Origin of the sequence: Bradyrhizobium guangzhouense, from assembly GCF_004114955.1 — a bacterium.
Taxonomy (GTDB): Bacteria; Pseudomonadota; Alphaproteobacteria; order Rhizobiales; family Xanthobacteraceae; genus Bradyrhizobium; species Bradyrhizobium guangzhouense.
In genome coordinates, this window is the sequence record NZ_CP030053.1 from 4,441,581 (window position 1) to 4,464,483 (window position 22,903).

Below are 22,903 nucleotides of genomic sequence, written 5' to 3' on the forward strand. Positions count from 1 at the left end.
ATGCAAAATTTGCATGGGTACGCCATTGCGTCCCAACTGCCCTTCAGATGGTGACCTGGGTTCCGACTTCAACCACCCGCCCGGTCGGAATCTGGAAATAGTCGGTGGCGTCGTTGGCCGAGCGGCTGAGCGCGATGAACAGATGGTCCTGCCAGAGCGGCATGCCTGATTGCGCCGAGGCCTTCAGCGAGCGCCGCGACACGAAAAACGACGTCGACATGATGTCGAACTGCCAGCCCTGTTTGCGCGCGATCGCCAGCGCCTTGGGCACGTTGGGCTGCTCCATGAAGCCGAAGCGCAAGCGCACCTTGGAGAATTTCTCGCTGATCTTCTCCATCTTGAAGCGCTCGGAGAGATCGACCCGCGGCGTGTGCGCGGTCTCGATCGTCAGGATCACGTTGTGCTCGTGCAGCACCTTGTTGTGCTTGAGATTGTGCAACAGCGCGGTCGGCACGAAAGCGGGATCGCTGGTCAGGAACACTGCCGTGCCCTTGACGATGTGCGGCGGCCGCTTCTCCAGGCTGCGGATCAGATCGTCCAGCGGCACCTCGATCCGGCGTGTCTTCTGGATCAGGATTCCCGAGCCGCGCCGCCAGGTCCAGATCGTCCCCGCCATTGCCGCACCGAACAGCAACGGAACCCAGGCGCCTTCGAGCAGCTTCAGCAAATTGGCGCTGAAGAAGGTGATATCGACCATGACGAAGGGCAGGATCACGACCGCGGCGGTCGCAGCTTTCCAGTTCCACAGTTTCCAGATCACCACGAAGCCCATGATGCCGTCGGCGACCATGGTGGTGGAGACCGCGATGCCATAGGCCGAAGCGAGATTGCTGGGTGTGTGGAACAGCAGCACCAGCAGCATCACGCCGATCAGCAGCAGCCGGTTGACGCGCGGCAGATAGATTTGGCCGGCATGGGTCTCCGACGTGTAGCGCACCTCGAAGCGCGGCAGGAGGCCGAGCTGCACGGCCTGATAGACCAGCGAATAGGCACCGGTGATCACCGCCTGGCTCGCGATGACGGTGGCGGCGGTCGCGAGCCCGACCAGCGGCAGCACCAAATGCTCGGGCACCATGCGATAGAATGAATGCTCGATCGCGCTGGGATTTGACAGCACCAGCGCGCCCTGCCCGAAATAGTTGATCAGCAGCGAGGGCAGCACAAAGAACATCCAGGCCGATTGGATCGGCTTGCGGCCGAAATGGCCGAGGTCGGCGTAGAGCGCTTCGCCGCCGGTCACGGCGAGAAACACGGCGCCAAGCGTCACCAGGCCGATCGTGCCATGCGACAGCAAAAATTGCAGCGCGTAATAGGGATTGATCGCAGCCAGCACGGACGGGTCGTCGGCGATGTGAATGACACCGAGCACCGCAAGACAGGTGAACCAGACCACCATCACCGGTCCGAAGGCCGAGGCCACCAGCGCCGTGCCCTTGCTCTGCACCGCGAACAGCAGAACCAGGATCAGCACCGTGAGCGGCACGACGTAATGCTCGAACGCGGGCGTTGCGAGCTTCAGTCCGTCGACCGCCGAGAGCACCGAGATCGCGGGCGTGATCATGGAATCGCCGATGAACATCGAGGCGCCGACCACGCCGAGCGCGAGCAGGAACCAGCTGCGCCGCCCCAGCGCGCGCTGGCCGAGCGCCATCAAGGAGAGTGTGCCGCCCTCCCCGTTATTGTCGGCGCGCAGCAGCAGCAGGACGTATTTTGCGGTGACGACGATCAGCAGCGCCCACAGGATCAGCGACAGCACGCCGAGCACCATCAGCCGCGTCACCGGCGCACCGTGAGCCGCGCCCCTCACCGCCTCATGAAACGCGTAGAGTGGTGAGGTGCCGATATCGCCGAAGACGACGCCGATGCTCCCGAGCGTCAGGGCCCAAAAACCTGATGTGACCGGCCCTTCCTGGGTCTCGGCCTGCGTGATGCTCGCCGTCATGAGGGTGGAAAACGCTTCGTCCCTGGAATTGATCCGGCGCCTTTCGACGCTGCGGGCGCGCTTGTCAATCGGCCCGCCACCATAGCAGGGGCCGCGGCAGATGCTGTGACGGCATAGTCACGCTCGCCGTCATCCGCCACCGGCAGCCTTCAGGTAAAATGGTAGCGCAACGGGGTCAGGGCTTCAAGTTCGGCGGCAGCGGCGGATCTTCGCGCATCAGGGTGATGGTCACGCGACGGTTCGCCGCAAGCGATGGATCATCCGGGAACAACGGCTGGGTGTCCGCCTTGCCGGAGACGGCGAAGATGTGCGACGGCGGCAGGCCCTCGCGCTCCAGGATCTGGCGCACCGCGTTGGCGCGATCGGCCGACAGATCGAAGGCGCCATAGTCGCTGCGCGTGGGCACGAAGCCGGCCGCGGTGTGGCCGGCAATGGAAACGCGCAAGGGCGTGGCCTTGAGCGGCACCGCAAGCTTCTCGATCAGGCGGCGGGTGCGATCGTAAGGCACCTTGGAGCCGTCCGCGAACATCGAGCGGCCGTCCTGGTCGACGATCTCGAGGTTGAGGCCCTGCTTGGTCTCCTCGAACATGATGTGCTTGGACATCTCGGTCAGTTCCGGCATGTCCTGCAGTGCCTGGCGCAGCGAGGCTGCGGCCAGTGCAAAATTGCGATCGATCTTCATCTTCGCGCCCTGGGTGCGGTCGCGATCCTCCTGGTCCGGGGTCGGCGTGTTGGAGGCGTCCTCGGGCTCGATGTGATCGACGTTCTTCAGCCGCGGCCGCGTCGGCAGACCGTCCGACTCGACGATGCCGGCATAGCGCGCTTCGCTCTGGACGCCGAAGGCGTCGCGCATGGAGCCCGCGACGACCTTCAGCTTGTTGGCGTCCTGGGTCGAGAACGCGACGAGCATCACGAAGAAGCTCATCATCAGGCCCATCAGGTCGGCGAAGGTCACGAACCAGCCGTGACCACCACCATGTGCGTCGCCGCGCTTCTTCTTGGCCATATCTCAAAATCCCGGCGGGCGGCGTCAGGCCGGTACCGGCTCGCCTTCGGCGTGACGATGCTTCTCCGGCAGATAGGCCAGCAGCATTTCGCGCACCAGCGTCGGGCTCTTGGAATCGCGGATCATCAAGATGCCGTCGATGATCAGCGTGCGATTGGTCTCTTCGTCCAGGAGCTTGCCGTGCAGCTTGTCGGCGATCGGGATGCAGAAGAGGTTGGCGACCAGCGCGCCGTACAGCGTCGCGAGCAGCGCGGTCGCCATGAACGGGCCGAGCTTGGAGGGGTCGGTCATGTTGGCGAACATCTGCACCATGCCGATCAGGGTGCCGACCATGCCGAAAGCCGGGGCGCAATCGCCGACGGCGCGATAGATCTTGCTGCCCTCGTCCAGATGCATCAGGAAGTTGTCGCGGTCGCGCTCGAGATTGTCGCGGATGAAATCGAGGTCGTAGCCGTCGGCGACATAGCGGATGCCCTTGGCGAGGAACGGCTCGTCGGTCTCCACTTTTTCCAACCCCACGGGGCCCTGCTTGCGGGCGATCTCGGCGATGCGGGCGAGCTCGTCGACGAGGTCGTGCGCCGACAGCCGGCTCATGGTGAAGGCGAACTTGGCGCCGAGCGGCAGGCCGTGCATCAGCGCGGAGAGCGGAAAGCGAATCATGGTCGCGGCGCTCGATCCGCCGAAGATGATGATCATCGCATGCTCGGAAACGAACATGTGAAGATCGCCTCCCAACAGCATCATCGTCGCGATGACGATTATGCCCGCCACGAGGCCGACGCCCGTCATGATATCCATGGGAGACTCCAACGCGAACGCAACAACGGCCATCCTGGCCGGTGGCGCGGTCCAACCCCGAACCGCATCGGAAACCCTAGAGTGGCGCCCTTAAAGCCGCGTAAAGGTTAAGTTCATCCGATGCGACCGAGCGGCGCAACGCAAGGGAACGGCGGCGGCTTTGCCGTTCTGCGACATGAATCTCAACACTTTGCTAACCATGAATGAGGCGCGTCAGGACGACAGTCCGGTCAGCTTCAGGCTGAGCGCGCGCAGACGCCGGCGCGCATCGGCATCATAGGCCTGCGGATTGGCGCGCGCCTCGTTCATGCCGTTGAAGAACAGGCCGCTTCTAGCGGCAACATCGTCGCCTTCGACCAGATGCAGGATCGCCGCGCCGCCTTGCTCGACGGTCGATATCGGCGTGATACCGCCGGCGCGCACCATCGTGGTGTTCATATAGGTCGCCGGATGCAGCGCGTTCACGGTGATCCGGTCGCCCCTCAATTCCTCCGCGAGATCGATCGTGAACATGATCTGCGACAGCTTGCTCTGCGCATAGGCGCGCGAGCCGCTATAGCCCTTCGTGATCATGACGTCGTCGAAATCGATCGGATGCTGGCCGAGCGAAGCGACATTGACGATGCGCGAGGGCGCGGCGGCCTTCAGCAGGGGCAGCAGCAAATGGACAAGCAGGAAGCCCGAGAGATAGTTCACGGCAAAGCGCAGCTCGTGACCGTCGCGACTCTCCTGCCGATGCGGCCCGTCGCTCTGCGAGCCGATGCCCGCGTTGCTGACGAAGACGTCGAGACGCTTGTGATCTCGGATCACCGCCGCGGCAAGCTCGCGCGCACCTGCCATCGACGACAAATCGGCCTGATAGAAGGTCGGCGCAGCATGGCCGGCCTTCACGATCTCGTCGACCACCGCCTTGGCGCGCTCGGCACTCCGGCCATGGATCAGGACAGCAGCGCCTTCGGCGGCAAGGCGGGTTGCAACATAGCGCCCGACACCATCGGTCGAGCCCGTGATCAGCACCGTCTTGCCGCGCATGTCCATGGCCTGTTCCCCGTCAGTGAATCTCCGCCGAGCGCTTCAGCGCGGCTTTCAGCTTCTCCAGCGAGAAGTCGGGGCTGCGCGCGATCTCGAGGATCGGCGTCTCGCGGCGGCCGCAGAGTTCGGCGGCCTCGGGGAGTTTTGCCGCGAGATCGAGCGGGATGACGATGGCGCCGTGCCGGTCGGCGTGGATCAGATCGTCGGAGTTCACCGTCATGCCGGCGACACGGACCTGGCCGCCGAAGCTCTCCGCGTGAACCCACGCATGCGAAGGGCCGATCGAGCCGGCCAGCGCCTGGAAGCCCGGCGCCCATTGCGGGACGTCGCGGATCGAGCCGTCGGTGACGACGCCGAGGCAGCCGAGCGCCTTGTGCACGTTGCTCTGCACCTCGCCCCAGAACGCGCCGTAGCCGATATCGGGACCATCGACGTCCTGGATCACCGAGATGCGCGGGCCGTGGCCCGTGCCGACATACTCATAGTATTCAATGCGGCGCTTGGCCTGCTCCGCGGCGGGCAGCGGAGACTTCTGCACGGAGCGAATCGTGACGGTGCGGGCGTAGCCAACCATCGGCGGCAGCTCCGGAAACGGGCAAACCAGCTGCTTGGTGGTGAAGCCGATCAAGCGCCGCTCCGGTGCGATGACCTCCATGGCGTTGCAGATCGTCGGCGTGTCGTAGCGGCCCAGCGCTTCGAGGACGGCAGCGGGCAGCGGCCCGGTCGCGGTATTGGTCACGGCGTTGTCTCCCAGATGGGCGGCTGATTGATGTGATGCCGCCGGCACAGGGCGATATAGCCGAGATCGGGCCTCAACCCAACTCAGGTGCCCTCATGGCAGATATCCGCATGCGATCGCTCAGTGCAGGCGTCCGGGCCGGTCGTCGTCGTGCGGCGGCTCGGACAGGTTTGCCAGCGTCGGCGCCGAAGGCGGCGACGGGACCTCGCCGCCGGCAGGCGCGGCTGCTCCCAGCGCGCGCGCCTGATCGCGGTAGGATTTGTAACCGAGCGGCAGGCCGAGCAGATACAGCGCCGTGCCGACCGACAGCACGTGCCAGGGATAGGCAATCAGGATCGCAATGAAGACGACCACTGCGACGAAAGCCGGCAGCACCAGCTCTGGCGAGACGCGCATGCGCTTGGTCTTGCCCGAGAACACCGGCAGGCGCGAGACCATCAGGAAAGCGATCAGCAACGTATAGGCGGCGGTCAAGGCCGCGGGCGCACGGCCGAGCTCGAGAAAGGCGACATAGATCGGCAGCAGCACCGTGATGGCACCGGCCGGCGCCGGCACGCCCGTGAAGAAATTGGCGGCGAAGGCGGGCTTGTTCGGATCGTCCATGGTGGCGTTGAAGCGCGCGAGCCGCAGGCCGCCTGAGATCGCGAACACCATCGCGGCGATCCAGCCGGCATTGCCGAGCTCGTGGAGCTGCCAGAAGTACAGCATCAGGCCGGGAGCGACGCCGAAATTGACGAAGTCGGCGAGGCTGTCGAGCTCGGCGCCGAACTTCGACTGGCCCTTGATCATGCGCGCCACGCGGCCGTCGATGCCGTCGAGGGCAGCCGCAAACACGATGGCGTAGACGGCGAGCGTCATCCGCCCTTCGATCGACAGCCGGATCGAGGTCAAGCCGGCGCAAATCGCCAGCAGCGTGATGACGTTGGGCACCAGCATCCGCACCGGGATCGGACGGAACCGCCGGCGGCGAATATCGGGATCTCGGTAGTCGTAGGGCGTCATGGGCTCGTCCTCACCTCTAGGCGAGATATAGCAAGCCGTGCTCCCCTCCGCCATTGCGGCGGAAGGCCCCCGACAGCGGCGTGTTGGTTAATTGGCGCGGTAAGTGCGGCCGGGGTCGTCGCCGGTAAGGTCGGCGAGGATGGTCTCGCCGGCGATCGCAGTTTGCCCCTCCGAGACCAGCGCCTTGGTGCCGACGGGCAGGTAGACGTCGAGCCGCGAGCCGAAACGGATCAGGCCGAACCGCTCGCCGGCGCCGACCGCCTGCCCTTCCTTCACGAAGCAGACGATGCGCTTGGCCACGAGGCCTGCGATCTGGATCACGCCGATACGGCCCTGCGGTGTCGAGATGACGAGCGAATTACGCTCATTGTCCTCGCTTGCCTTGTCGAGCTCGGCATTGATGAAGAGTCCCGGCCGATAGGCGATACGATCCACCCTGCCCGCCACCGGACTGCGATTCACGTGGCAGTTGAACACGCTCATGAACACCGAGATGCGCGGCAGCGGCCGGTCGCCGAGTCCGAGCTCGGCCGGCGGCAGCGCCATGGTGATCATCGACACCCGGCCGTCGGCCGGCGACACTACGAGCCCGTCGCGCTGCGGCGTCACGCGCACCGGATCGCGGAAGAACAGTGCGCACCACACCGTGAGGATCGTGCCGACCCAGCCCAGCGGCGACCACAGCCACATCAGGAAGATGCTCACCGCCGCGAAGATGCCGATGAAAGGATAGCCCTCCTTGTGGATCGGCGGGATCTGACGTTGGATCGAATCGAGGATGGACATCGCTATCTGCCGCTGAAGGGGTTGATGGCACGGGTCGTCGCGCGGGCCTGTTTAGGCCAGAGTTGGGACCGGAGACAAGCTCACTCCGCGGCCGCCTGCGCCGTCAGGGCGTCCTCCACCGGCGGCGGCTCCCGGTTGGGCGCCTCGCTCGAGTCGGCCATCCGAGCCAGTTTCTCGCGTGCCGCCTCGGCCTCGCGCTGCCTGTTCCACATGCTGGCGTAGAGGCCGTCCTGTGCGAGCAGGCTGGTATGGGTGCCGCGCTCGGCGATGCGACCCTGGTCCAGCACGATGATCTCGTCGGCGCCGACGATGGTCGAGAGCCGGTGCGCGATCACCAGCGAGGTGCGGTTCTTCGCCACGCGGTCGAGCGCGCCCTGGATCTCGTGCTCGGTGTGGGTGTCGAGCGCCGAGGTCGCCTCGTCAAGCACCAGGATCGGCGGCGCCTTCAATACGGTGCGCGCGATCGCGACGCGCTGCTTCTCGCCGCCGGACAGCTTCAGGCCGCGTTCGCCGACCTGGGTCTCGTAGCCCATCGGCGCCATGCGGATGAAATGGTCGATCTGCGCCAGCCGGGCGGCGTCCTCGACCTCGGCATCGGTCGCATCCCAGCGGCCATAGCGGATATTGTAGCGGATGGTGTCGTTGAACAGCACCGTGTCCTGCGGCACCATGCCGATCGAGGCGCGCAAGCTCGCTTGCGTCACCTCGCGGATGTCCTGTTCGTCAATCAGGATCTTGCCGCCGGAGACATCGTAGAGGCGGAACAGCAGCCGCGACATGGTCGACTTGCCGGCGCCGGAGGGGCCGACGATCGCCACCGTCTTTCCAGCCGGCACCTCGAAGCTGATGCCCTTCAGGATCGGCCGCTTCGGCTCATAGGCAAAGCGCACGTCCTCGAAGCGCACGGTGCCGGCGGAAACGACCAGCGGCCGCGCATCGGGCGCGTCCTTGATCTCGGCCTCGCGGTGGATCACGTTGAACATCTTCTCGATGTCGATGATCGCCTGCTTGATCTCGCGATAGACCATGCCCATGAAATTCAGGGGTTGGTAGAGCTGGATCATCATGGCGTTGACCAGCACGAAATCGCCGACCGTGTTGGTGCCGTTGCGCACGCCGATCGCGCACATCAGCATGGTGGCGGTCAGCCCGAGCGTGAAGATCACGGCCTGTCCCGTGTTGAGCACGGCGAGCGACGTATAGGCGTGGACGCTCGACTCCTCGTAGCGCGCGACCGAGCGGTCGTAGCGCTGCGCCTCGCGCGCCTCGGCGCTGAAATACTTGACGGTCTCGTAGTTAAGCAGCGAGTCGATCGCCTTGGTGTTCGCCTCCGTGTCGGAATCGTTCATCTTGCGACGGATGCCGATCCGCCACTCGGTCGCGACATAGGTGTAGTACATGTAGACCGCGACCGTGATCAGCGTCGCTACCACGTAGCGCCAGTCGAACTGCCAGAGCAGCACCGCCATCAGCAGCGAGACCTCGACGATGGTCGGGATCAGCTGAAGGATCACCATGCGCACGATGACCTCGATGCCCGCGCGGCCGCGCTCGAGCACGCGCGTCAAGCCGCCGGTCTTGCGCTCGAGGTGAAAACGCAGCGAGAGCTCGTGCATATGGATGAAAGTGATGTTCGCGAGCTTGCGCACCGCATGCATCGCGACGCGCGCAAAGATGCCGTCGCGCCATTGCGTCAGCACCGCCATCACGATGCGCATGACGCCGTAGCTCGCCGTCAGGAGCAGCGGCGATGCGACCACCCACAGATGCCAGTTGCCGGCCTGCACCGGCGCCGTATTGGCGCCCGTGAGCGCATCCGTTGCCCATTTGAAGCTGAACGGCACCGCCAGCGTGACCAACTTGGCCGCGAGCAGCAGCACCATCGACCAGACCACCCGCATCTTCAGGTCGAAGCGGTCGCCCGGCCAGATATAGGGCCACAGATGCGCCAGCGTGCCCAACAGCGTGGCCCGCTCCAGCGGTCCGCTTGCGGGCTCAGGCACGTCGGGCGAATGAGGTGGGCTCATGAAGAAACCTGGAGGGTCCGCCGGATGCGGGCGCGTTTGCGATTAACTGTTTTCGCTCGTCATATAGAAGCTTCCGGGGCCAAGCGCACCCCGCCAGATGGCGAATCTTCGATTGTTTGTCGCCATTTACCGGTAGATTTCCGGGTAGCCCGAATCACCTGAGGGGCTTGACGCCCCTTCGCTGCAATGCATCATGGTACCAATGAGCACGATCAAAACCGTCTGTGTCTATTGCGGCTCCGGTCCCGGAACCAATCCCCACTTCACCGAAGGCGCCAAGGCGTTCGGCAAGGCACTCGCCGAGAACAACATCCGCCTGGTCTATGGCGGCGGCTCGCTGGGCCTGATGGGCTCGGTCGCAACCTCCGTGCTGGATCACGGCGGCACCGTCACCGGCATCATTCCCGAATTCCTGCGCAAGCGCGAGAACGCGCTGACGCGCGTGCAGGAAATGATCGTCACCCCCGACATGCACGAGCGCAAGCGTCTGATGTTCGAGCGCTCCGACGCCTTCGTGGCGCTGCCGGGCGGCGTCGGAACGCTTGAGGAGCTGGTCGAGCAATTGACCTGGAAGCAGCTCGGCCGTCACGCCAAGCCTGTGCTGCTCGCCAACATCGACAATTTCTGGGAGCCGCTGTTCTCACTGCTGTCGCATATGCGCCAGACCGAGTTCATCCGTGCCGGCCTTTCGGTCGACATCCTCAAGGCCGATCGCGTCGAGGACATCCTGCCGAAGCTGAAGTCGGCAGCGGCACAGATCGCCGAGACGGAAAAGCAGCTCGCCCCCGAAGTCGCGCGCAAGCTGTAAGAGCTATTCGCTCGGAAACGTCACCGCCTCGATCCGGTTGCCATCGGGATCAACGACGAAGGCCGCGTAGTAGCGGACGCGGTCGTGCGGACGGAGGCCCGGCGCGCCATCGGATGCGCCGCCATTCGCAACGGCCGCAGCGTGGAATGCATCGACCTCGGCTACCGTCTTCGCCCGCAGACAGATATGAACGCCGCTCTCCGCGGCGACGGGCGGCATGGCTTCGCGCAGATTGATCCAGAATTCGGGATAGGCCTTGCCGAAGCCAATCGTCCGCGGTCGTGTGACAAGGCGCGTCAGCCCGAGCGCTGTGAGCGTGGTCTCATAGAATTTTGCCGAGCGATCGAGATTGCTGACGCCGACGGAGATGTGGTCGATCATGCCCTTGCCCTCTCCTCTCTCTCCGCTGTCATCGCCCGGCTTGACCGGGCGATCCAGTACTCCGAGACGGCTGTGATTGAATCGAGAAGCCGGTGCGTACTGGATACCCCGCTTTCGCGGGGTATGACAGTTGCCGTGGTTCCTACGCCGGCGCGCCCGATTTCACGAGCTTGTAGATCACCGAATCCATCAGCGCCTGGAACGAGGCGTCGATGATGTTCGGGGACACGCCGACCGTGGTCCAGCGATCGCCGTTCTCGTCCTCGCTCTCGATCAAGACGCGCGTCACCGCGCCGGTGCCGCCATTGAGGATACGGACGCGGTAGTCGATCAGCGTCAAGCCCTCGATGTACTTCTGGTACTTGCCGAGGTCCTTGCGCAAGGCAACGTCGAGCGCGTTGACGGGACCGTTGCCTTCCGCGGCCGAGATCAGATGCTCGCCGGCGACGTCGACCTTGACCACTGCGAGCGCCACGGTGACGCGCTCGCCGAGCGCGTTGTAGCGCTGCTCGACATTGACGTCGAACTGCTCGACCTCGAAATAATGCGGCACCTTGCCGAGCGTCCGGCGCGCCAGGAGATCGAACGAGGCATTGGCGGATTCATAGGCGTAGCCTTGCGCCTCGCGCTCCTTCAGCTCCTCGACCAGCCGGGTCAGCTTCGGATCGCTCTTCTCATAGGCGATGCCGGCGCGGTCGAGCTCGGCCATGACATTGGAGCGGCCGGCCTGGTCCGATACCAGCACCTTGCGATGGTTGCCGACCGTCTCCGGCAGCACGTGCTCGTAGGTCTGCGGATCCTTCATCACGGCGGAGGCGTGGATGCCTGTCTTGGTGACGAAGGCGCTCTCGCCGACGTAGGCCGCATGGCGGTTCGGCACGCGGTTGAGCATGTCATCGAGCGTGCGCGAGACTTTGACGAGCGTCGCCAGTTTCTCCGGCGTGACCGAAATCTCGAAGGCGTCCGAAAACTCCTTCTTCAATTTCAGCGTCGGGATCAGCGAGCAGAGATTGGCATTTCCGCACCGCTCACCGAGGCCGTTCAACGTGCCCTGGATCTGTCGCGCACCGGCGCGGACCGCGGCGAGCGAGTTCGCCACCGCCTGTTCGGTGTCGTTATGGGCGTGGATGCCGACATGATCGCCGGGGATGTGCTTTGTCACGTCAGTGACGATGGCAGCAACCTCATCGGGCATGGTGCCGCCATTGGTGTCGCACAACACCACCCAGCGCGCGCCGGCCTCATAGGCCGCCTTGGCGCAGGCGAGCGCAAAACCCGCATCCTCCTTGTAGCCGTCGAAGAAATGCTCGCAGTCGAGCATGACCTCGCGGCCGGCGGCCTTTGCCGCCGCGACGCTGTCGCGGATCGAGGCGAGGTTTTCCTCGTTCGTGGTCTCCAGCGCGACGCGTACCTGGTAGGCGGACGACTTTGCCACGAAGCAGATTGCGTCAGCTTTCGCCTCCAGAAGCCCGGCGACACCGGGATCGTTGGAGACCGAGCGACCTGCCCGCCGCGTCATGCCGAAGGCGGTGAAGCGCGCATGGTCGAGCTTCGGCTTGGAGCCGAAAAATTCCGTGTCGAGCGGATTGGCGCCAGGATAGCCGCCCTCGACATAATCGATGCCGAGATCGTCGAGCATCCCGGCGATGATCCGCTTGTCGGCCAGGGTGAAATCGACGCCATTGGTCTGCGCGCCGTCGCGCAGCGTGGTGTCGAACAGATAAAGGCGCTCCTTGCTCATTGCGGCGCTCCGAGCGTCTTCTTCATGCTGGTGTTGGCAAGCCACTCATCGTTGATGGTAACGCTGTTGCGCTGCTGGGCCGTGTAGCCGCGCTTGGCGAAGAAATTCTGCGCAGTGTCGCTTGCGTCCACGGTGAGCGCCGCCGCGCCGCGACCGCCGGCGAGCTTCTCCAGCGCGTCGACCAGCATGGTCGCAATGCCCTGGCGGCCGACGGCCGGATGCACATAGAGCATGCGGATATGATCGGCGCCGCGCAGCGAGGCGAAGCCGACGGGCGAGCCGTCCAGCGTCGCAATCAGCGTCAGGTCGGACGCGAGCCGCTTGCCGAACTCCTCGGTCTCGGCCGCCTCCATCCAGGCCTCCTGCTGTGCCTCGCTGTAATCGTCGCCGGTCAGCTCCTGGATGCTGGCGGCGAAAATCGCGGCCAGCATCGGAACGTCGGCGGGCAGGAACGGCCGCAGACCGGGCTTGGGATGCGCTTGTGCCATCGTCCTCACCACATCCCATAGATTTTCAGCACGACCGCCACCGCGGCGCCGAGCAGCAGGATCTTCAGCGCGATGTAATAGAGCCAGTGCCGGGGGAACGGCGTATCGGGCCGGGTCATCGCGAAAACTCCCAGGTTGTCCCGTCCTTGGAGTCCTTGATAGCGACGCCCATGGCGGCCAGCTGATCGCGAATGCGATCGGACTCGGCGAAATCCTTGCGCGCGCGGGCGGCCGTCCGCTCCGCGATCAGGCGTTCGACCTCGCTGGCGTCAACACCGCTCGCCAGCTGCTTGCGGTCCTTCCATTGCGCAGCGCTCTCGGCGAGGAAGCCGAGCAGCCGCAACGAGCCCGCAAGCGCGGGCACGTCGCCGCCGCGCAGGCCGTGCAGCGCCGCGATCGCCTGCGGTGTGTTGAGATCGTCGAGCAGCGCCTCGACCACGGACGCAGCCGGCTTGCCGGGTTCGACGTCGGCGGCGATCCGATACCAATCGTCAAGCGTCTTGCCGCTCTCCTCCAGCGACTTCATGGTCCAGTCGATCGGCGACGTGTAGTGCGTCTTGAGCATGTTGAGGCGCAGCACTTCACCCGGCCAGTCCTTGAGCAGCTCGTGGATCGTGATGAAGTTGCCGAGCGACTTCGACATCTTCTCGCTCTCGACCTGCAGGAAGCCGTTGTGCATCCAGTAGTTTGCCATGCGCTGCCGGTGGAAGGCGCAGCAGGTCTGCGCGACCTCGTTCTCGTGATGCGGAAACACGAGATCGATGCCGCCACCATGGATGTCGAATTGCTCGCCGAGATGCTTCCAGGCCATGGCCGAGCACTCGATGTGCCAACCCGGCCGCCCCTCGGCCTTGATGCCTGACGGCGATGGCCAGGACGGCTCGCCGGGCTTGGATGGCTTCCACAGCACGAAGTCGGTGTTGTCCTTCTTGTAGGGCGCGACATCGACGCGGGCGCCCGCGATCATCTCGTCCAGCGAGCGATTGGACAGTGCGCCATAGCGCGGCAGTCCATCATTGGCCGCATTCATCGCCTGCGGCGAGAACAGCACATGGTCCTCGGCGACATACGCAAAGCCGCCGGCAACCAGCCGTTCAATGATCTCGCGCATCTCGCCGATGTGCTCGGTCGCGCGCGGCTCGACGCTCGGCCGGAGCGCGCCAAGCGCGTCCACATCGGCATGAAACTGCTTGCCGGTCTGCTCGGTGACCCTGCGGATCGCCTCGTTCAGCGGCAGGCCGGGAAAGTCCCGCGCGGCGCGGTCGTTGATCTTGTCGTCGACGTCGGTGATGTTGCGGACATATTTGACGTGTGCCTCGCCGTAAATGTGGCGGAGCAACCGAAACAGCACGTCGAACACGATCACGGGCCGGGCATTGCCGATATGGGCGAAGTCGTAGACGGTCGGTCCGCAGACATACATGCGGACGTTGCTCGCATCGAGCGGCACGAAGGTGCGCTTCTCCTTCGTCAACGTATCGTACAGACGCAATTCCATATGGACACCCGTCGGCTGTTGGCCGGGCGTCCAGTGCTCTCAATGTGTTTTGAGAAAAGACGGCTCCAGCCAGCGAATCGCTAGCTCGTAATCTCGCGGCAAATAATGCAGATGGCGAGGAGACCGTTCATGTCGGACATATGGGCTATGAGCCCGCCTTTCGTCAAGAGAGCCACGGAAATGCCGCTTTATTTCCGCCAGGCAGGGCCTGCCGCCCAGATGGTTCATCATCCTTAACCATTTGAGCGCATTCTGGAACTGGCGGTTCCTATTTTTTGCCCCAAGGTGATTTCATGCGATCCCTGCTCGCGCTCATTTCCTGCGCCTCGATCCTTAGCGCATCCAGCGCCGGCGCCGAGACCCGCGTCTTCATCATTGGCAACCAGACCGACGGCTATGGCGTCGACCAGTGCCTGGCCAAGGGCGACAAATGCGGCGCCCAGGTCGCCCGCACCTACTGCCAATCACGGGACTTTGCACAGGCATCAAGCTACCGCCGGGTCGATCCCGACGAAATTACCGGGTCTGTCCCCAAATCCGGCGCAAACTGCTCCCATGGCCATTGCGACGAATATGTCGCAATCACCTGCCAGCGCTGAATTCGCTCGGAACTGGCGGACCTTAGGACCAGTCTTCGGCCCCTGAAACGACGTGACGATGCCGCAGGAAGCGGCTATTGGAGGGCGCGCGTCGGCCCCCCAAGTCAGTGACGGCCGTGACCTCGCTAGAATGGCGGATATGCCTGAATTTTTGTCTCTGTCCCGTCCCCGCTTCCTCCTTGCCTGCACCGTGCTTCTCGGCGTCGTGCTCGCCACCGATGCCTTCGCACAGGCTGGGCCCTCAGGCGCGGCGCCGCCTCCTCCCGCCCAGGGCGGCCTCGGACCGAATCCGATGTGCGTGCGCCTGGAAGGCCAGCTCGCCGCGCTTGACCGTGGCGGCAGCGACCCTGCACGCGAGGACCAGATCCGCCGCTACCAGGATTCCCAGAGCCGCCAGCAGGCCGAGCTCGACCGCGTCACCATGCAGGCCAAACGCATGGGCTGCGACTCCACCGGCTTCTTCTCGCTGTTCAACGGCCAATCCGCACAATGCGGCCCGGTCAACACCCAGATCCAGCAGATGCGCGCCAATCTGGACCAGATCAACAGCAATCTCGAGCGCCTGCGCGGTGGCGGTCCGGGCGGCGGCAACCCCGAGCGCGACAGCCAGCGTCGCTCCGTGCTGGTTGCTCTCGCGCAGAACAATTGCGGACCGCAATACGCCAATGCGGCGCAGTCACAAGGCGGCGGCAACTTCCTGAGCAATCTGTTCGGTGGCGGCAACAACAACCCGAACAATCCGCAAGGCGTTCCGCCAGCGGATCTCGGCCCGCAATCCGGCACCTATCGCACCGTGTGCGTGCGTACCTGCGACGGTGCTTATTTCCCGATCTCGTTTGCGACCGTGCCGGCGCGCTTCCCCGACGACGAAAAGACCTGCAAGGCGCTCTGTCCTGCGGCCGAAGCCGTGCTCTACGCCCATCGCAATCCCGGCGAGGACATGAACTCGGCGGTCTCGATCAGCGGCCAGCCCTACACGTCGCTGCCGAACGCCTTCAAATTCCGCAGCGAGTTCAACCCGTCCTGCTCCTGCAAGGCGGCCGGCCAGAGCTGGGCCGACGCGCTGAAATCGGCCGACGACAAGGCGGCGGTGGAGCAGCAGGGTGACATCATCGTCACCGAGGAAAGCGCCAAGAAGATGCAGCAGCGGCAGCTCACCAAGGGCGCGCCCGCGAATGGCAAGAAGGGCGCGGCTCCAGCGCCGAGCGCTGCCGCGCCGGCTGCGGATGCGAGCGCCGCGACCACGTCGGAGAACAAGCCGATCCGCTCGGTGGGGCCGACATTCCTGCCGCAGCAGAAGTAGTTGAAGCGTCAAGCTGCGAATTCAACCGTCATGCCCCGCGAAGGCGGGGCATCCAGTACTCCGCGGCGGAAGTCGTCTCCGATAATCTCTGCCGTGAAGTACTGGATCATCCGCCTTCGCGGATGATGACAGCGGAATATGGCTACCCCTCGAACGCGTCGATCGAGGCCTTGCTGCCGCGCGACACCAGCGTCTCGTCGGGTGCGGGCAGCTTCTCGCCCCGATCGCGGAAGCGGTTGGTGATGGGATAGCGGCGGTCGCGGCCGAAGTTCTTGCGCGTCACCTTCACTCCGGGCGCGGCCTGACGGCGCTTGTATTCGGCGACGTTGAGCAGATGGTCGATGCGGGTCACCGTCTCGCGGTCGAAGCCGGCTTCGATGATCTGGTCGAGCGGCTCCTCGCGCTCGACCAGACGCTCCAGGATCGCATCGAGCACGTCGTAAGGCGGCAATGAATCCTGATCGGTCTGGTTCTCGCGCAATTCAGCCGTCGGCGGACGCGTGATGATATCGGGCGGGATCACCTCGCCTGCGGGCCCCAGTGCATCATCGGGCTTCCATGAATTGCGCAGCGCCGCCAGTCGAAACACCTGCGTCTTGTAGATATCCTTGATCGGATTGAAGCCGCCGTTCATGTCGCCATAGAGCGTGGCGTAACCGACCGACATCTCCGACTTGTTGCCCGTCGTCATTACCATCAGCCCGATCTTGTTGGAAATCGCCATCAGCAGCGTGCCGCGGCTGCGGGCCTGCAGATTTTCCTCGGTGATGTCAGGCGGCAGGTTCTTGAACAGGCCGGACAGGATGGTCTCGAAGCCGGACACAGCTTCCGCGATCGGCAGCACCTCGTAGCGGATGCCAAGATGGCCGGCGAGCTCGCCGGCGTCGGCAATCGAGTGGGCTGCCGTGTAGCGATACGGCAGCATCACGCCGTGCACCTGATCGGCGCCAAGCGCATCGACCGCGATCGCGGCACACAGCGCGGAATCGATGCCGCCGGAAATGCCGAGCAACACGCCCGGGAAGCCGTTCTTGCCGACATAGTCGCGCAAGCCAAGCACGCAGGCAGCGTAGTCGGCCTTGTCGCCTTCCGGTTGCTCGACGATCGGACCGGCGCAGCGCCAGTCGCCGCCCGTCCTGGTGAAGCGCAACGTGGTGATGCTCTCCTCGAACGCTGGCAGTTGCGCGGCGAGCGAGAGGTCGCCATTGAGCGCGAACGAGGCGCCGTCGAACACGAGCTCGTCCTGGCCGCAGACCTGGTTGAGATAGACCAGCGGCAGGCCGCTTTCGGTGACCCGCGCGACCGCCACCGACAGGCGCACGTCGTTCTTGTCGCGGGCATAGGGCGAGCCGTTCGGCACCAGGATGATCTCGGCGCCGGTCTCGGCCAGCGTCTCGACCACGTTCTCGTAGTCCTCGGACTCTTCCAGCCAGATGTCCTCGCAGATCGGCACGCCGATCCGCACCCCCCGCACGGTGAGGGGACCCGAAGCAGGCCCGCGCGCAAACAGCCGCTTCTCGTCGAACACGCCGTAGTTCGGCAGATTGCATTTGAAACGCAGTGCGGCGATGCGACCACCCTCGAGTAGCGCGCAGGCATTGTAGAGCTTGCCATCCTCGACCCAGGGCGTGCCGACCAGCAATGCCGGGCCACCGTCGGCGGTCTCGCGTGCGAGCGCTTCGATCGCGGCGCGGCAGGCGGCCTGGAAGGCCGGCTTCTGCACCAGGTCCTCCGGCGGATAGCCGGCGATGAACAATTCCGGGAACAGCACGAGGTCGGCGCCGTCGGCGATGGCGCGCGCGCGTGCCGCGCGAACCTTCGCGGCATTGCCCTCGATATCGCCCACGGTCGGATTGAGCTGGGCGAGCGTGACCGCGAAGGCGTTGAGACGTTCGGTCATGGCCGCCGTCCTCGGGCTAGAGGAATCCCAATCGCTCGATAATGGCGATGATCCAGAATGCGCCGGCCATCAGCAGCGCAACGCCGACTGCGGCCGAGCCCATGTCCTTGACCCGCCCGATCTGCTTGTCGCGGTCCATGGTCAGGCGATCGGCGAGCTTCTCGATCGCGGTGTTGAGCAGCTCCACGACCAGCACGAACGCAACCGCACACACCAGCTCGACCGCGCGCATCGCGGTCGCGGCGACGAACCACGCCACCGGCAGCGACAGGATCAGCGCAAAGACCTCCTCGCGGATGGCCTGCTCCGAACGGAACGCAAAGGCCATTCCGTTGCGGGAATTGATCGTGGCCTTCCAGATGCGCAGCAAGGTGTCAGAGCCCCGCTGCAGCCGGCATCGGCCGGACCTTGCCGGCGCGTTCCTGCTTCAGCAGTTCGGCGACCAGGAACGCCATGTCGATGGATTGCTCCGCATTGAGGCGGGGATCGCAGACCGTGTGGTAGCGGTCGTTGAGATCCTCGTCGGTGATGGCGCGGGCGCCGCCGATGCATTCGGTCACGTCCTGGCCGGTCATCTCCAGATGCACACCGCCGGCATGAGTGCCTTCTGCGGCATGGATTGTGAAGAACGACTTCACCTCCGACAGCACGCGATCGAACGGCCGCGTCTTGTAGCCTGACGTGGAGGTGATGGTGTTGCCGTGCATCGGATCGCACGACCAGACCACCGCCCTGCCCTCGCGCTTCACTGCGCGGATCAGGCCCGGCAGATGATCGGCGACCTTGTCGGAGCCGAAGCGGTTGATCAGCGTCAGCCGGCCCGGCTCGTTGTCGGGGTTGAGGACGTCGATCAGCTTCAACAGTTCGTCGGGCTTGAGCGACGGGCCGCACTTGAGGCCGATCGGGTTCTTGATGCCCCGGAAATATTCGACATGGCCATGATCGAGCTGGCGGGTGCGATCGCCGATCCAGATCATGTGGCCCGAGGTCGCGTACCAGTCGCCCGTCGTGGAATCGACGCGGGTCATGGCCTGCTCGTAGCCGAGCAGCAGCGCCTCATGGCTGGTGTAGAAATCGGTGGCGCGCAGCTCGGGATGGCTTTCGAGATCGAGGCCGCAGGCGCGCATGAAGTTCAGCGCATCCGAGATGCGGTCGGCCAGCTCCTTGTAGCGGCGTGACTGCGGCGAATCCTTGAGGAAGCCGAGCATCCATTCATGCACGCTGCCGAGATTGGCGTAACCGCCGGTCGCGAACGCGCGGAGCAGATTCAGCGTCGCGGCCGACTGGCGATAGGCCATCAGCTGACGCTGCGGATCCGGAATGCGTGCCTCCTTGGTGAAGGCGATGTCGTTGACGATGTCGCCGCGATAGCTCGGCAGCTCGACGCCATCGACCTTCTCGGTCGGCGATGACCGGGGTTTGGCAAACTGACCGGCGATGCGACCGACCTTCACCACCGGCACCGCGCCGGCATAGGTCAGTACCACCGCCATCTGCAGCAGCACGCGGAAGAAGTCGCGGATGTTGTTGGCGCCGTGCTCGGCAAAGCTCTCGGCGCAATCGCCGCCTTGCAGCAGGAAGGCGTCGCCGGCCGCAACGCGCCCCAGCGCCTTCTTCAGATTGCGCGCCTCGCCGGCGAACACCAGCGGCGGAAAGGTTGCAAGCTGCGCCTCGACGTCGGCCAAGGCCTTGGCGTCGGGATATTCGGGCACCTGTAGCACCGGCTTGCTGCGCCAGGACTCGGGCGTCCACCGCTCGGACATCGCAATCTCTCCGTGAAGCGAAAAGTGCAACCTGATCTGTGGGTTGCGGAGGGCCGCCTTATACACAGGCTGGCACGACACCGCCAGTTGTAAATCCATTTCGCAATGCAAACCCTTGCGGGCAAAGCCGAATTCGCATTTGCTAGGGGGCGGTAGAAGAAACCGGCAAGACAGCTTCCCCATGGACGCGCCCCTGGACGACGCTTTCATCGACGAGATCAGCTTCCCGGCGACCGACGGGTATGCGCTGACAGGCACGCTGTTTCTGCCGCGGGGCGCCAAGCGCCACGCCGTCCTGATCAATTCGGCGACCGCCGTCCCGCGCAAGATCTACAAGGGCTTTGCCTCCTACCTCGCCCATCGCGGCTGCGCAGTGCTCACCTACGATTACCGCGGCATCGGCGACTCGCGCCTGCCGGCGATGGTCGGCTACAACCAGCCGAAATCGCTGGTTGGCTTCAAGGCCTCGATGTCGGACTGGGCCGCGCAAGACGTCACCGCCGCGGTGCGCTGGATGCGCGAACGCTATCATGGCCTCCCGCTCGCTTACGTCGGCCACTCCTTCGGAGGTCAGGCGCTCGGGCTGATCGAGAACAACAGCGAGATCTCGCGCGCGGCGTTCGTGGCCTCGCAGGCCGCGACCTGGCGGCTGATGACCCCGCCGGAGAAATATCGCGTCTTCGCCTTCATGAACTTTGTCGGCGTGCCGCTGGTCCACGCACTCGGTTACGCACCGGGATGGGTCGGCATCGGCGAGGATTTGCCCAAGGGTGTGTTCCTGCAATGGGCCGATTGGGTTTCGAGCCCGCGCTATCTGTTCGATTCCAAGCTGCCGGCGCTGGAGAACTTTGCCAAGTTCAAAGGCGAGCTGCGCGCGCTCTGCTTCTCCGACGATCCCTGGGCGACGCGGCCAGCCGTGGAGCTGCTCACGTCCGGCTTCAGCGCGATCACGCCGGAGGTGCTGACAGTGAAGCCGTCCGACGTCAGCGCCAAGGCGATCGGCCATTTCGGCTTCTTCCGCCCCGAACACCGCGACACGCTGTGGCGCGGCGTGGCGGAATGGATCCAGGGGGAGTGAGCGTCAGCCAGACGCGGCCGGCAATTTGACCTGGACGCGCAGTCCGGTGCGTCCACCATCGGCAACATTCACAGCCTCGATCGATCCGCCGAGCCGAACAACGATCCGCTTGACGATGGATAGACCAAGCCCGACGCCATCGCCTTCAGGCCGCTGGCCGCGATAGAAGGGCTCGAAAATCCGGGTGATCTCCTCGGGCCCAACTCCGCTCCCGCTATCCTCGATCTGGAGGATCGCCGTGCCGCCCTCGCGATAGACCCACGCGTCAATCCGTCCCCCATGCGGCGTGAAGCGGAGGGCGTTGTCGAGGAGATTGCGTGCCAACGCAGCGAGCATGACCGCTTCCGCGCGTACCAATGCCGGCTCGATACGTGCAAAGCCGAGATCGACGCCGCGATTGGCTGCATCAGCCATGGCGTCGGCTACGACCTCTTTCAATGTAACGTCCAGCGCGACGACCGGCATGACCGATCCATCCGACGATCCGGCGTCCTGCCTTGCCAGCGCCAGCAATTGTTCAAGAAGATGCTTGGTCCGCCCGATCCCCCGGCGGAGCGCCGTCACGCGGTCTCGCGCATCGGCGGGTAGATCGACCGCAGAGAGATTCTCCGCTTGCAGGCTCAGCGCCGTAATCGGGGTGCGCAGCTCATGCGCGGCGTCGGCAACGAACCGGCGTTGCTGATCCACCAAGAAACGTGTCCGTTGCAACAATCCATTGATGGAGGCGACGAACGAATGCAGCTCGGTCGGCATCTGCGCCGCCGGCAGCGGCGTCATGTCATCAGCATTGCGGCGGTCGAGATCACCGGCGAGACGTACCATCGGCCGCAGCGAGCGTGAAATGACAATGGCCGTGACCAGCAATAGACAGGGAATGAGCGCGGCGATCGGCAGCACGGTGCGGAAGGCCATGTCACTCGCGATCTCGTCGCGCACGGAGGTGCGCTGCGCCACGGCGAACCGCGTGCCATCGGACCGCGTCCGCAGCAGCGCGCGGATCGGCTGCCCCTTTCGGGTCGCCAGCGCGAGACCGTCCTTGAGGCTCCAAAGCCCCGCATCGTCATCGGACGCCTCGTCGATCAGCCAGACCTCGGCGTCCTCATCCACACCACGCAGGTCCCGACCACCGGTGAGGCTGCCGGACTGCACGAGGCCTGCGATCTGGATCAGGACGGAGTCCTGCATCTCGATGGCTTCGTCGAACGCCCAGCGATGGGCGAACAGGCCGCCAATCAGTCCCGTCAGGAGAATGATCGCGGTGAGACCGGCGAACAGCCGGCCCCGCAAGGACCTGATCATGAGCGGTCCACCATCCAGCCGACTCCACGCACGTTGCGGATCGCATCCGCGCCGAGTTTCTTGCGAACCGCATGAATCAGGAATTCGATCGCGTTGCTCGCAACCTCCTCGTTCCAGCCGTAGAGCTGCCGCTCCAAATCGCTGCGTGACAGGATCGTGCCGGGCCGTGCCAGCAGCGCCTGCAGCAGTGCGAATTCGCGCGCGGTCAGCACCGCGGATTTTGTGAGATAGGACGCTTCCCGGCTCGCGGGGTCCAGGCGCAGCACTGCATTGCCGAGCACCGCCGGCGCGCCGCTGGCCTCGCGCCGAGCCACCGCGCGCATCCGCGCCAGCAACTCGCGAATCTCGAAGGGCTTGACGAGATAATCGTCGGCGCCGAGATCGAGCCCCTCGATCCTGTCGTCGATCGCATCGCGCGCGGTCACGATGATGACGGGAAGCTTGCGGCCATCGGCGCGCAACCGCCGCAGGATGTCGCGGCCGTCGACATTCGGCAGACCAAGATCGAGCAGCAACACCTCGTAGGATTCGCTCGCCGCGGCGTGCAGCGCGGTCTCGCCGTCCCTGACCCAGTCGACGGCATAGGCGGCATCCTTCAGCGCCTGCTCGACGGCGGCGCCGACCATCCTGTCATCCTCGATCAGCAGCACCCGCAAAAATCGATCCTCGAGCTCCGCCGGACCTTCCGGCTCTCACATCCTGTTCACCATGAC

21 protein-coding genes are annotated in these 22,903 nt (G+C 64.8%); 4 read left to right on the forward strand and 17 right to left on the reverse strand.

Annotation, left to right across the window (positions count from 1 at the left end; genetic code table 11):
- Positions 1-43 precede the first annotated feature (43 nt).
- The 8 genes from XH91_RS21470 to XH91_RS21505 all read right to left on the reverse strand — a co-directional run bounded on the left by XH91_RS21470 (position 44) and on the right by XH91_RS21505 (position 9,332).
- The gene (locus XH91_RS21470; RefSeq protein ID WP_164933719.1) at positions 44-1,942 is read right to left on the reverse strand and encodes a potassium transporter Kup; all 1,899 of its coding nucleotides are present in this window, start codon (positions 1,940-1,942) and stop codon (positions 44-46) included.
- Positions 1,943-2,117: 175 nt separating this feature from the next.
- A complete protein-coding gene (locus XH91_RS21475; protein ID WP_057758401.1) occupies positions 2,118-2,948 on the reverse strand; it encodes an OmpA/MotB family protein in 831 nt (276 codons plus the stop codon).
- A gap of 24 nt (positions 2,949-2,972) precedes the next feature.
- On the reverse strand, positions 2,973-3,746 hold the full coding sequence (locus XH91_RS21480; protein WP_128952416.1) for a motility protein A: 774 nt from the start codon (positions 3,744-3,746) through the stop codon (positions 2,973-2,975).
- A 213-nt stretch (positions 3,747-3,959) separates the two neighbouring features.
- On the reverse strand, positions 3,960-4,784 hold the full coding sequence (locus tag XH91_RS21485; RefSeq protein WP_128952417.1) for an SDR family NAD(P)-dependent oxidoreductase: 825 nt from the start codon (positions 4,782-4,784) through the stop codon (positions 3,960-3,962).
- Between the two features lie 13 nt (positions 4,785-4,797).
- Positions 4,798-5,517, reverse strand: a complete 720-nt coding sequence (locus XH91_RS21490; RefSeq protein WP_164933720.1) for an RraA family protein — start codon at positions 5,515-5,517, stop codon at positions 4,798-4,800.
- 120 nt (positions 5,518-5,637) lie between these two features.
- Positions 5,638-6,519 (reverse strand): CDP-alcohol phosphatidyltransferase family protein, encoded by an 882-nt coding sequence (locus XH91_RS21495; protein WP_128952419.1) that lies wholly within the window; start codon positions 6,517-6,519, stop codon positions 5,638-5,640.
- Positions 6,520-6,606: 87 nt separating this feature from the next.
- On the reverse strand, positions 6,607-7,305 hold the full coding sequence (locus tag XH91_RS21500; protein WP_128952420.1) for a phosphatidylserine decarboxylase: 699 nt from the start codon (positions 7,303-7,305) through the stop codon (positions 6,607-6,609).
- 80 nt (positions 7,306-7,385) lie between these two features.
- Positions 7,386-9,332 (reverse strand): ABCB family ABC transporter ATP-binding protein/permease, encoded by a 1,947-nt coding sequence (locus tag XH91_RS21505; protein ID WP_128952421.1) that lies wholly within the window; start codon positions 9,330-9,332, stop codon positions 7,386-7,388.
- A 202-nt stretch (positions 9,333-9,534) separates the two neighbouring features.
- Here XH91_RS21505 and XH91_RS21510 point away from each other — a divergent pair, with 202 nt between their 5' ends.
- A complete protein-coding gene (locus XH91_RS21510; protein WP_164933721.1) occupies positions 9,535-10,140 on the forward strand; it encodes an LOG family protein in 606 nt (201 codons plus the stop codon).
- A gap of 3 nt (positions 10,141-10,143) precedes the next feature.
- Here the strand turns inward: XH91_RS21510 and XH91_RS21515 are convergent, their stop codons facing one another.
- From XH91_RS21515 to cysS, 4 genes are all read right to left on the reverse strand, one after another.
- The gene (locus XH91_RS21515) at positions 10,144-10,521 is read right to left on the reverse strand and encodes a VOC family protein (RefSeq protein ID WP_128952423.1); all 378 of its coding nucleotides are present in this window, start codon (positions 10,519-10,521) and stop codon (positions 10,144-10,146) included.
- A 142-nt stretch (positions 10,522-10,663) separates the two neighbouring features.
- Complete coding sequence (gene cimA / locus XH91_RS21525; protein WP_128952424.1) at positions 10,664-12,262, reverse strand: citramalate synthase; 1,599 nt, start codon at positions 12,260-12,262, stop codon at positions 10,664-10,666.
- Complete coding sequence (locus tag XH91_RS21530) at positions 12,259-12,750, reverse strand: GNAT family N-acetyltransferase (RefSeq protein WP_164933722.1); 492 nt, start codon at positions 12,748-12,750, stop codon at positions 12,259-12,261. The genes cimA and XH91_RS21530 overlap by 4 nt, the downstream gene beginning before the upstream one ends.
- 115 nt (positions 12,751-12,865) lie before the next feature.
- Complete coding sequence (gene cysS, locus XH91_RS21535; RefSeq protein WP_128952426.1) at positions 12,866-14,248, reverse strand: cysteine--tRNA ligase; 1,383 nt, start codon at positions 14,246-14,248, stop codon at positions 12,866-12,868.
- Positions 14,249-14,541: 293 nt separating this feature from the next.
- On the opposite strand from cysS, the gene XH91_RS21540 reads away from it, so the two are divergent.
- Positions 14,542-14,847: a hypothetical protein gene (locus tag XH91_RS21540; protein WP_128952427.1), complete on the forward strand. Its 306-nt coding sequence runs from the start codon at positions 14,542-14,544 to the stop codon at positions 14,845-14,847.
- A gap of 130 nt (positions 14,848-14,977) precedes the next feature.
- Positions 14,978-16,150 carry a DUF2865 domain-containing protein gene (locus XH91_RS21545; RefSeq protein WP_128952428.1) on the forward strand — a complete coding sequence of 391 codons (1,173 nt, stop codon included), beginning with the start codon at positions 14,978-14,980 and terminating at the stop codon, positions 16,148-16,150.
- 142 nt (positions 16,151-16,292) lie between these two features.
- Here XH91_RS21545 and XH91_RS21550 read toward each other — a convergent pair whose 3' ends face one another.
- The 3 genes from XH91_RS21550 to XH91_RS21560 are packed head-to-tail and all read right to left on the reverse strand — an operon-like array spanning position 16,293 to position 19,813.
- Positions 16,293-18,050 carry an NAD+ synthase gene (locus XH91_RS21550; RefSeq protein ID WP_128952429.1) on the reverse strand — a complete coding sequence of 586 codons (1,758 nt, stop codon included), beginning with the start codon at positions 18,048-18,050 and terminating at the stop codon, positions 16,293-16,295.
- Between the two features lie 16 nt (positions 18,051-18,066).
- Positions 18,067-18,420, reverse strand: coding sequence for a diacylglycerol kinase (locus XH91_RS21555; RefSeq protein WP_164933723.1), 354 nt, complete (start codon positions 18,418-18,420; stop codon positions 18,067-18,069).
- A 4-nt stretch (positions 18,421-18,424) separates the two neighbouring features.
- Entirely contained in the window at positions 18,425-19,813 is a 1,389-nt protein-coding gene (locus XH91_RS21560; RefSeq protein ID WP_128952430.1) for a class II 3-deoxy-7-phosphoheptulonate synthase, read from the reverse strand.
- Between the two features lie 181 nt (positions 19,814-19,994).
- Here XH91_RS21560 and XH91_RS21565 point away from each other — a divergent pair, with 181 nt between their 5' ends.
- Positions 19,995-20,891: an alpha/beta hydrolase family protein gene (locus XH91_RS21565; RefSeq protein WP_128952431.1), complete on the forward strand. Its 897-nt coding sequence runs from the start codon at positions 19,995-19,997 to the stop codon at positions 20,889-20,891.
- 3 nt (positions 20,892-20,894) lie between these two features.
- On the opposite strand, the gene XH91_RS21570 is transcribed toward XH91_RS21565, so the two are convergent.
- Together XH91_RS21570 and XH91_RS21575 are read right to left on the reverse strand one after the other, a co-directional pair.
- A complete protein-coding gene (locus tag XH91_RS21570) occupies positions 20,895-22,040 on the reverse strand; it encodes an ATP-binding protein (RefSeq protein WP_164933724.1) in 1,146 nt (381 codons plus the stop codon).
- Between the two features lie 146 nt (positions 22,041-22,186).
- Entirely contained in the window at positions 22,187-22,816 is a 630-nt protein-coding gene (locus XH91_RS21575; RefSeq protein WP_283817263.1) for a response regulator transcription factor, read from the reverse strand.
- Between the last annotated feature and the right edge of the window lie 87 nt (positions 22,817-22,903).

What these genes read in the sequence shown, in the direction of transcription:
- XH91_RS21495 (WP_128952419.1), bottom strand. Translation starts at nt 6,519, where the DNA reads ATGACGCCCTACGACTACCGAGATCCCGATATTCGCCGCCGGCGGTTC.
- XH91_RS21470 (WP_164933719.1), bottom strand. Translation starts at nt 1,942, where the DNA reads ATGACGGCGAGCATCACGCAGGCCGAGACCCAGGAAGGGCCGGTCACA.
- cysS (WP_128952426.1), bottom strand. Translation starts at nt 14,248, where the DNA reads ATGGAATTGCGTCTGTACGATACGTTGACGAAGGAGAAGCGCACCTTC.
- XH91_RS21550 (WP_128952429.1), bottom strand. Translation starts at nt 18,050, where the DNA reads ATGACCGAACGTCTCAACGCCTTCGCGGTCACGCTCGCCCAGCTCAAT.
- XH91_RS21515 (WP_128952423.1), bottom strand. Translation starts at nt 10,521, where the DNA reads ATGATCGACCACATCTCCGTCGGCGTCAGCAATCTCGATCGCTCGGCA.
- XH91_RS21500 (WP_128952420.1), bottom strand. Translation starts at nt 7,305, where the DNA reads ATGTCCATCCTCGATTCGATCCAACGTCAGATCCCGCCGATCCACAAG.
- cimA (WP_128952424.1), bottom strand. Translation starts at nt 12,262, where the DNA reads ATGAGCAAGGAGCGCCTTTATCTGTTCGACACCACGCTGCGCGACGGC.
- XH91_RS21510 (WP_164933721.1), top strand. Translation starts at nt 9,535, where the DNA reads ATGAGCACGATCAAAACCGTCTGTGTCTATTGCGGCTCCGGTCCCGGA.
- XH91_RS21480 (WP_128952416.1), bottom strand. Translation starts at nt 3,746, where the DNA reads ATGGATATCATGACGGGCGTCGGCCTCGTGGCGGGCATAATCGTCATC.
- XH91_RS21540 (WP_128952427.1), top strand. Translation starts at nt 14,542, where the DNA reads ATGCGATCCCTGCTCGCGCTCATTTCCTGCGCCTCGATCCTTAGCGCA.
- XH91_RS21530 (WP_164933722.1), bottom strand. Translation starts at nt 12,750, where the DNA reads ATGGCACAAGCGCATCCCAAGCCCGGTCTGCGGCCGTTCCTGCCCGCC.
- XH91_RS21565 (WP_128952431.1), top strand. Translation starts at nt 19,995, where the DNA reads ATGGACGCGCCCCTGGACGACGCTTTCATCGACGAGATCAGCTTCCCG.
- XH91_RS21545 (WP_128952428.1), top strand. Translation starts at nt 14,978, where the DNA reads ATGGCGGATATGCCTGAATTTTTGTCTCTGTCCCGTCCCCGCTTCCTC.
- XH91_RS21575 (WP_283817263.1), bottom strand. Translation starts at nt 22,816, where the DNA reads ATGGTCGGCGCCGCCGTCGAGCAGGCGCTGAAGGATGCCGCCTATGCC.
- XH91_RS21505 (WP_128952421.1), bottom strand. Translation starts at nt 9,332, where the DNA reads ATGAGCCCACCTCATTCGCCCGACGTGCCTGAGCCCGCAAGCGGACCG.
- XH91_RS21485 (WP_128952417.1), bottom strand. Translation starts at nt 4,784, where the DNA reads ATGGACATGCGCGGCAAGACGGTGCTGATCACGGGCTCGACCGATGGT.
- XH91_RS21475 (WP_057758401.1), bottom strand. Translation starts at nt 2,948, where the DNA reads ATGGCCAAGAAGAAGCGCGGCGACGCACATGGTGGTGGTCACGGCTGG.
- XH91_RS21560 (WP_128952430.1), bottom strand. Translation starts at nt 19,813, where the DNA reads ATGTCCGAGCGGTGGACGCCCGAGTCCTGGCGCAGCAAGCCGGTGCTA.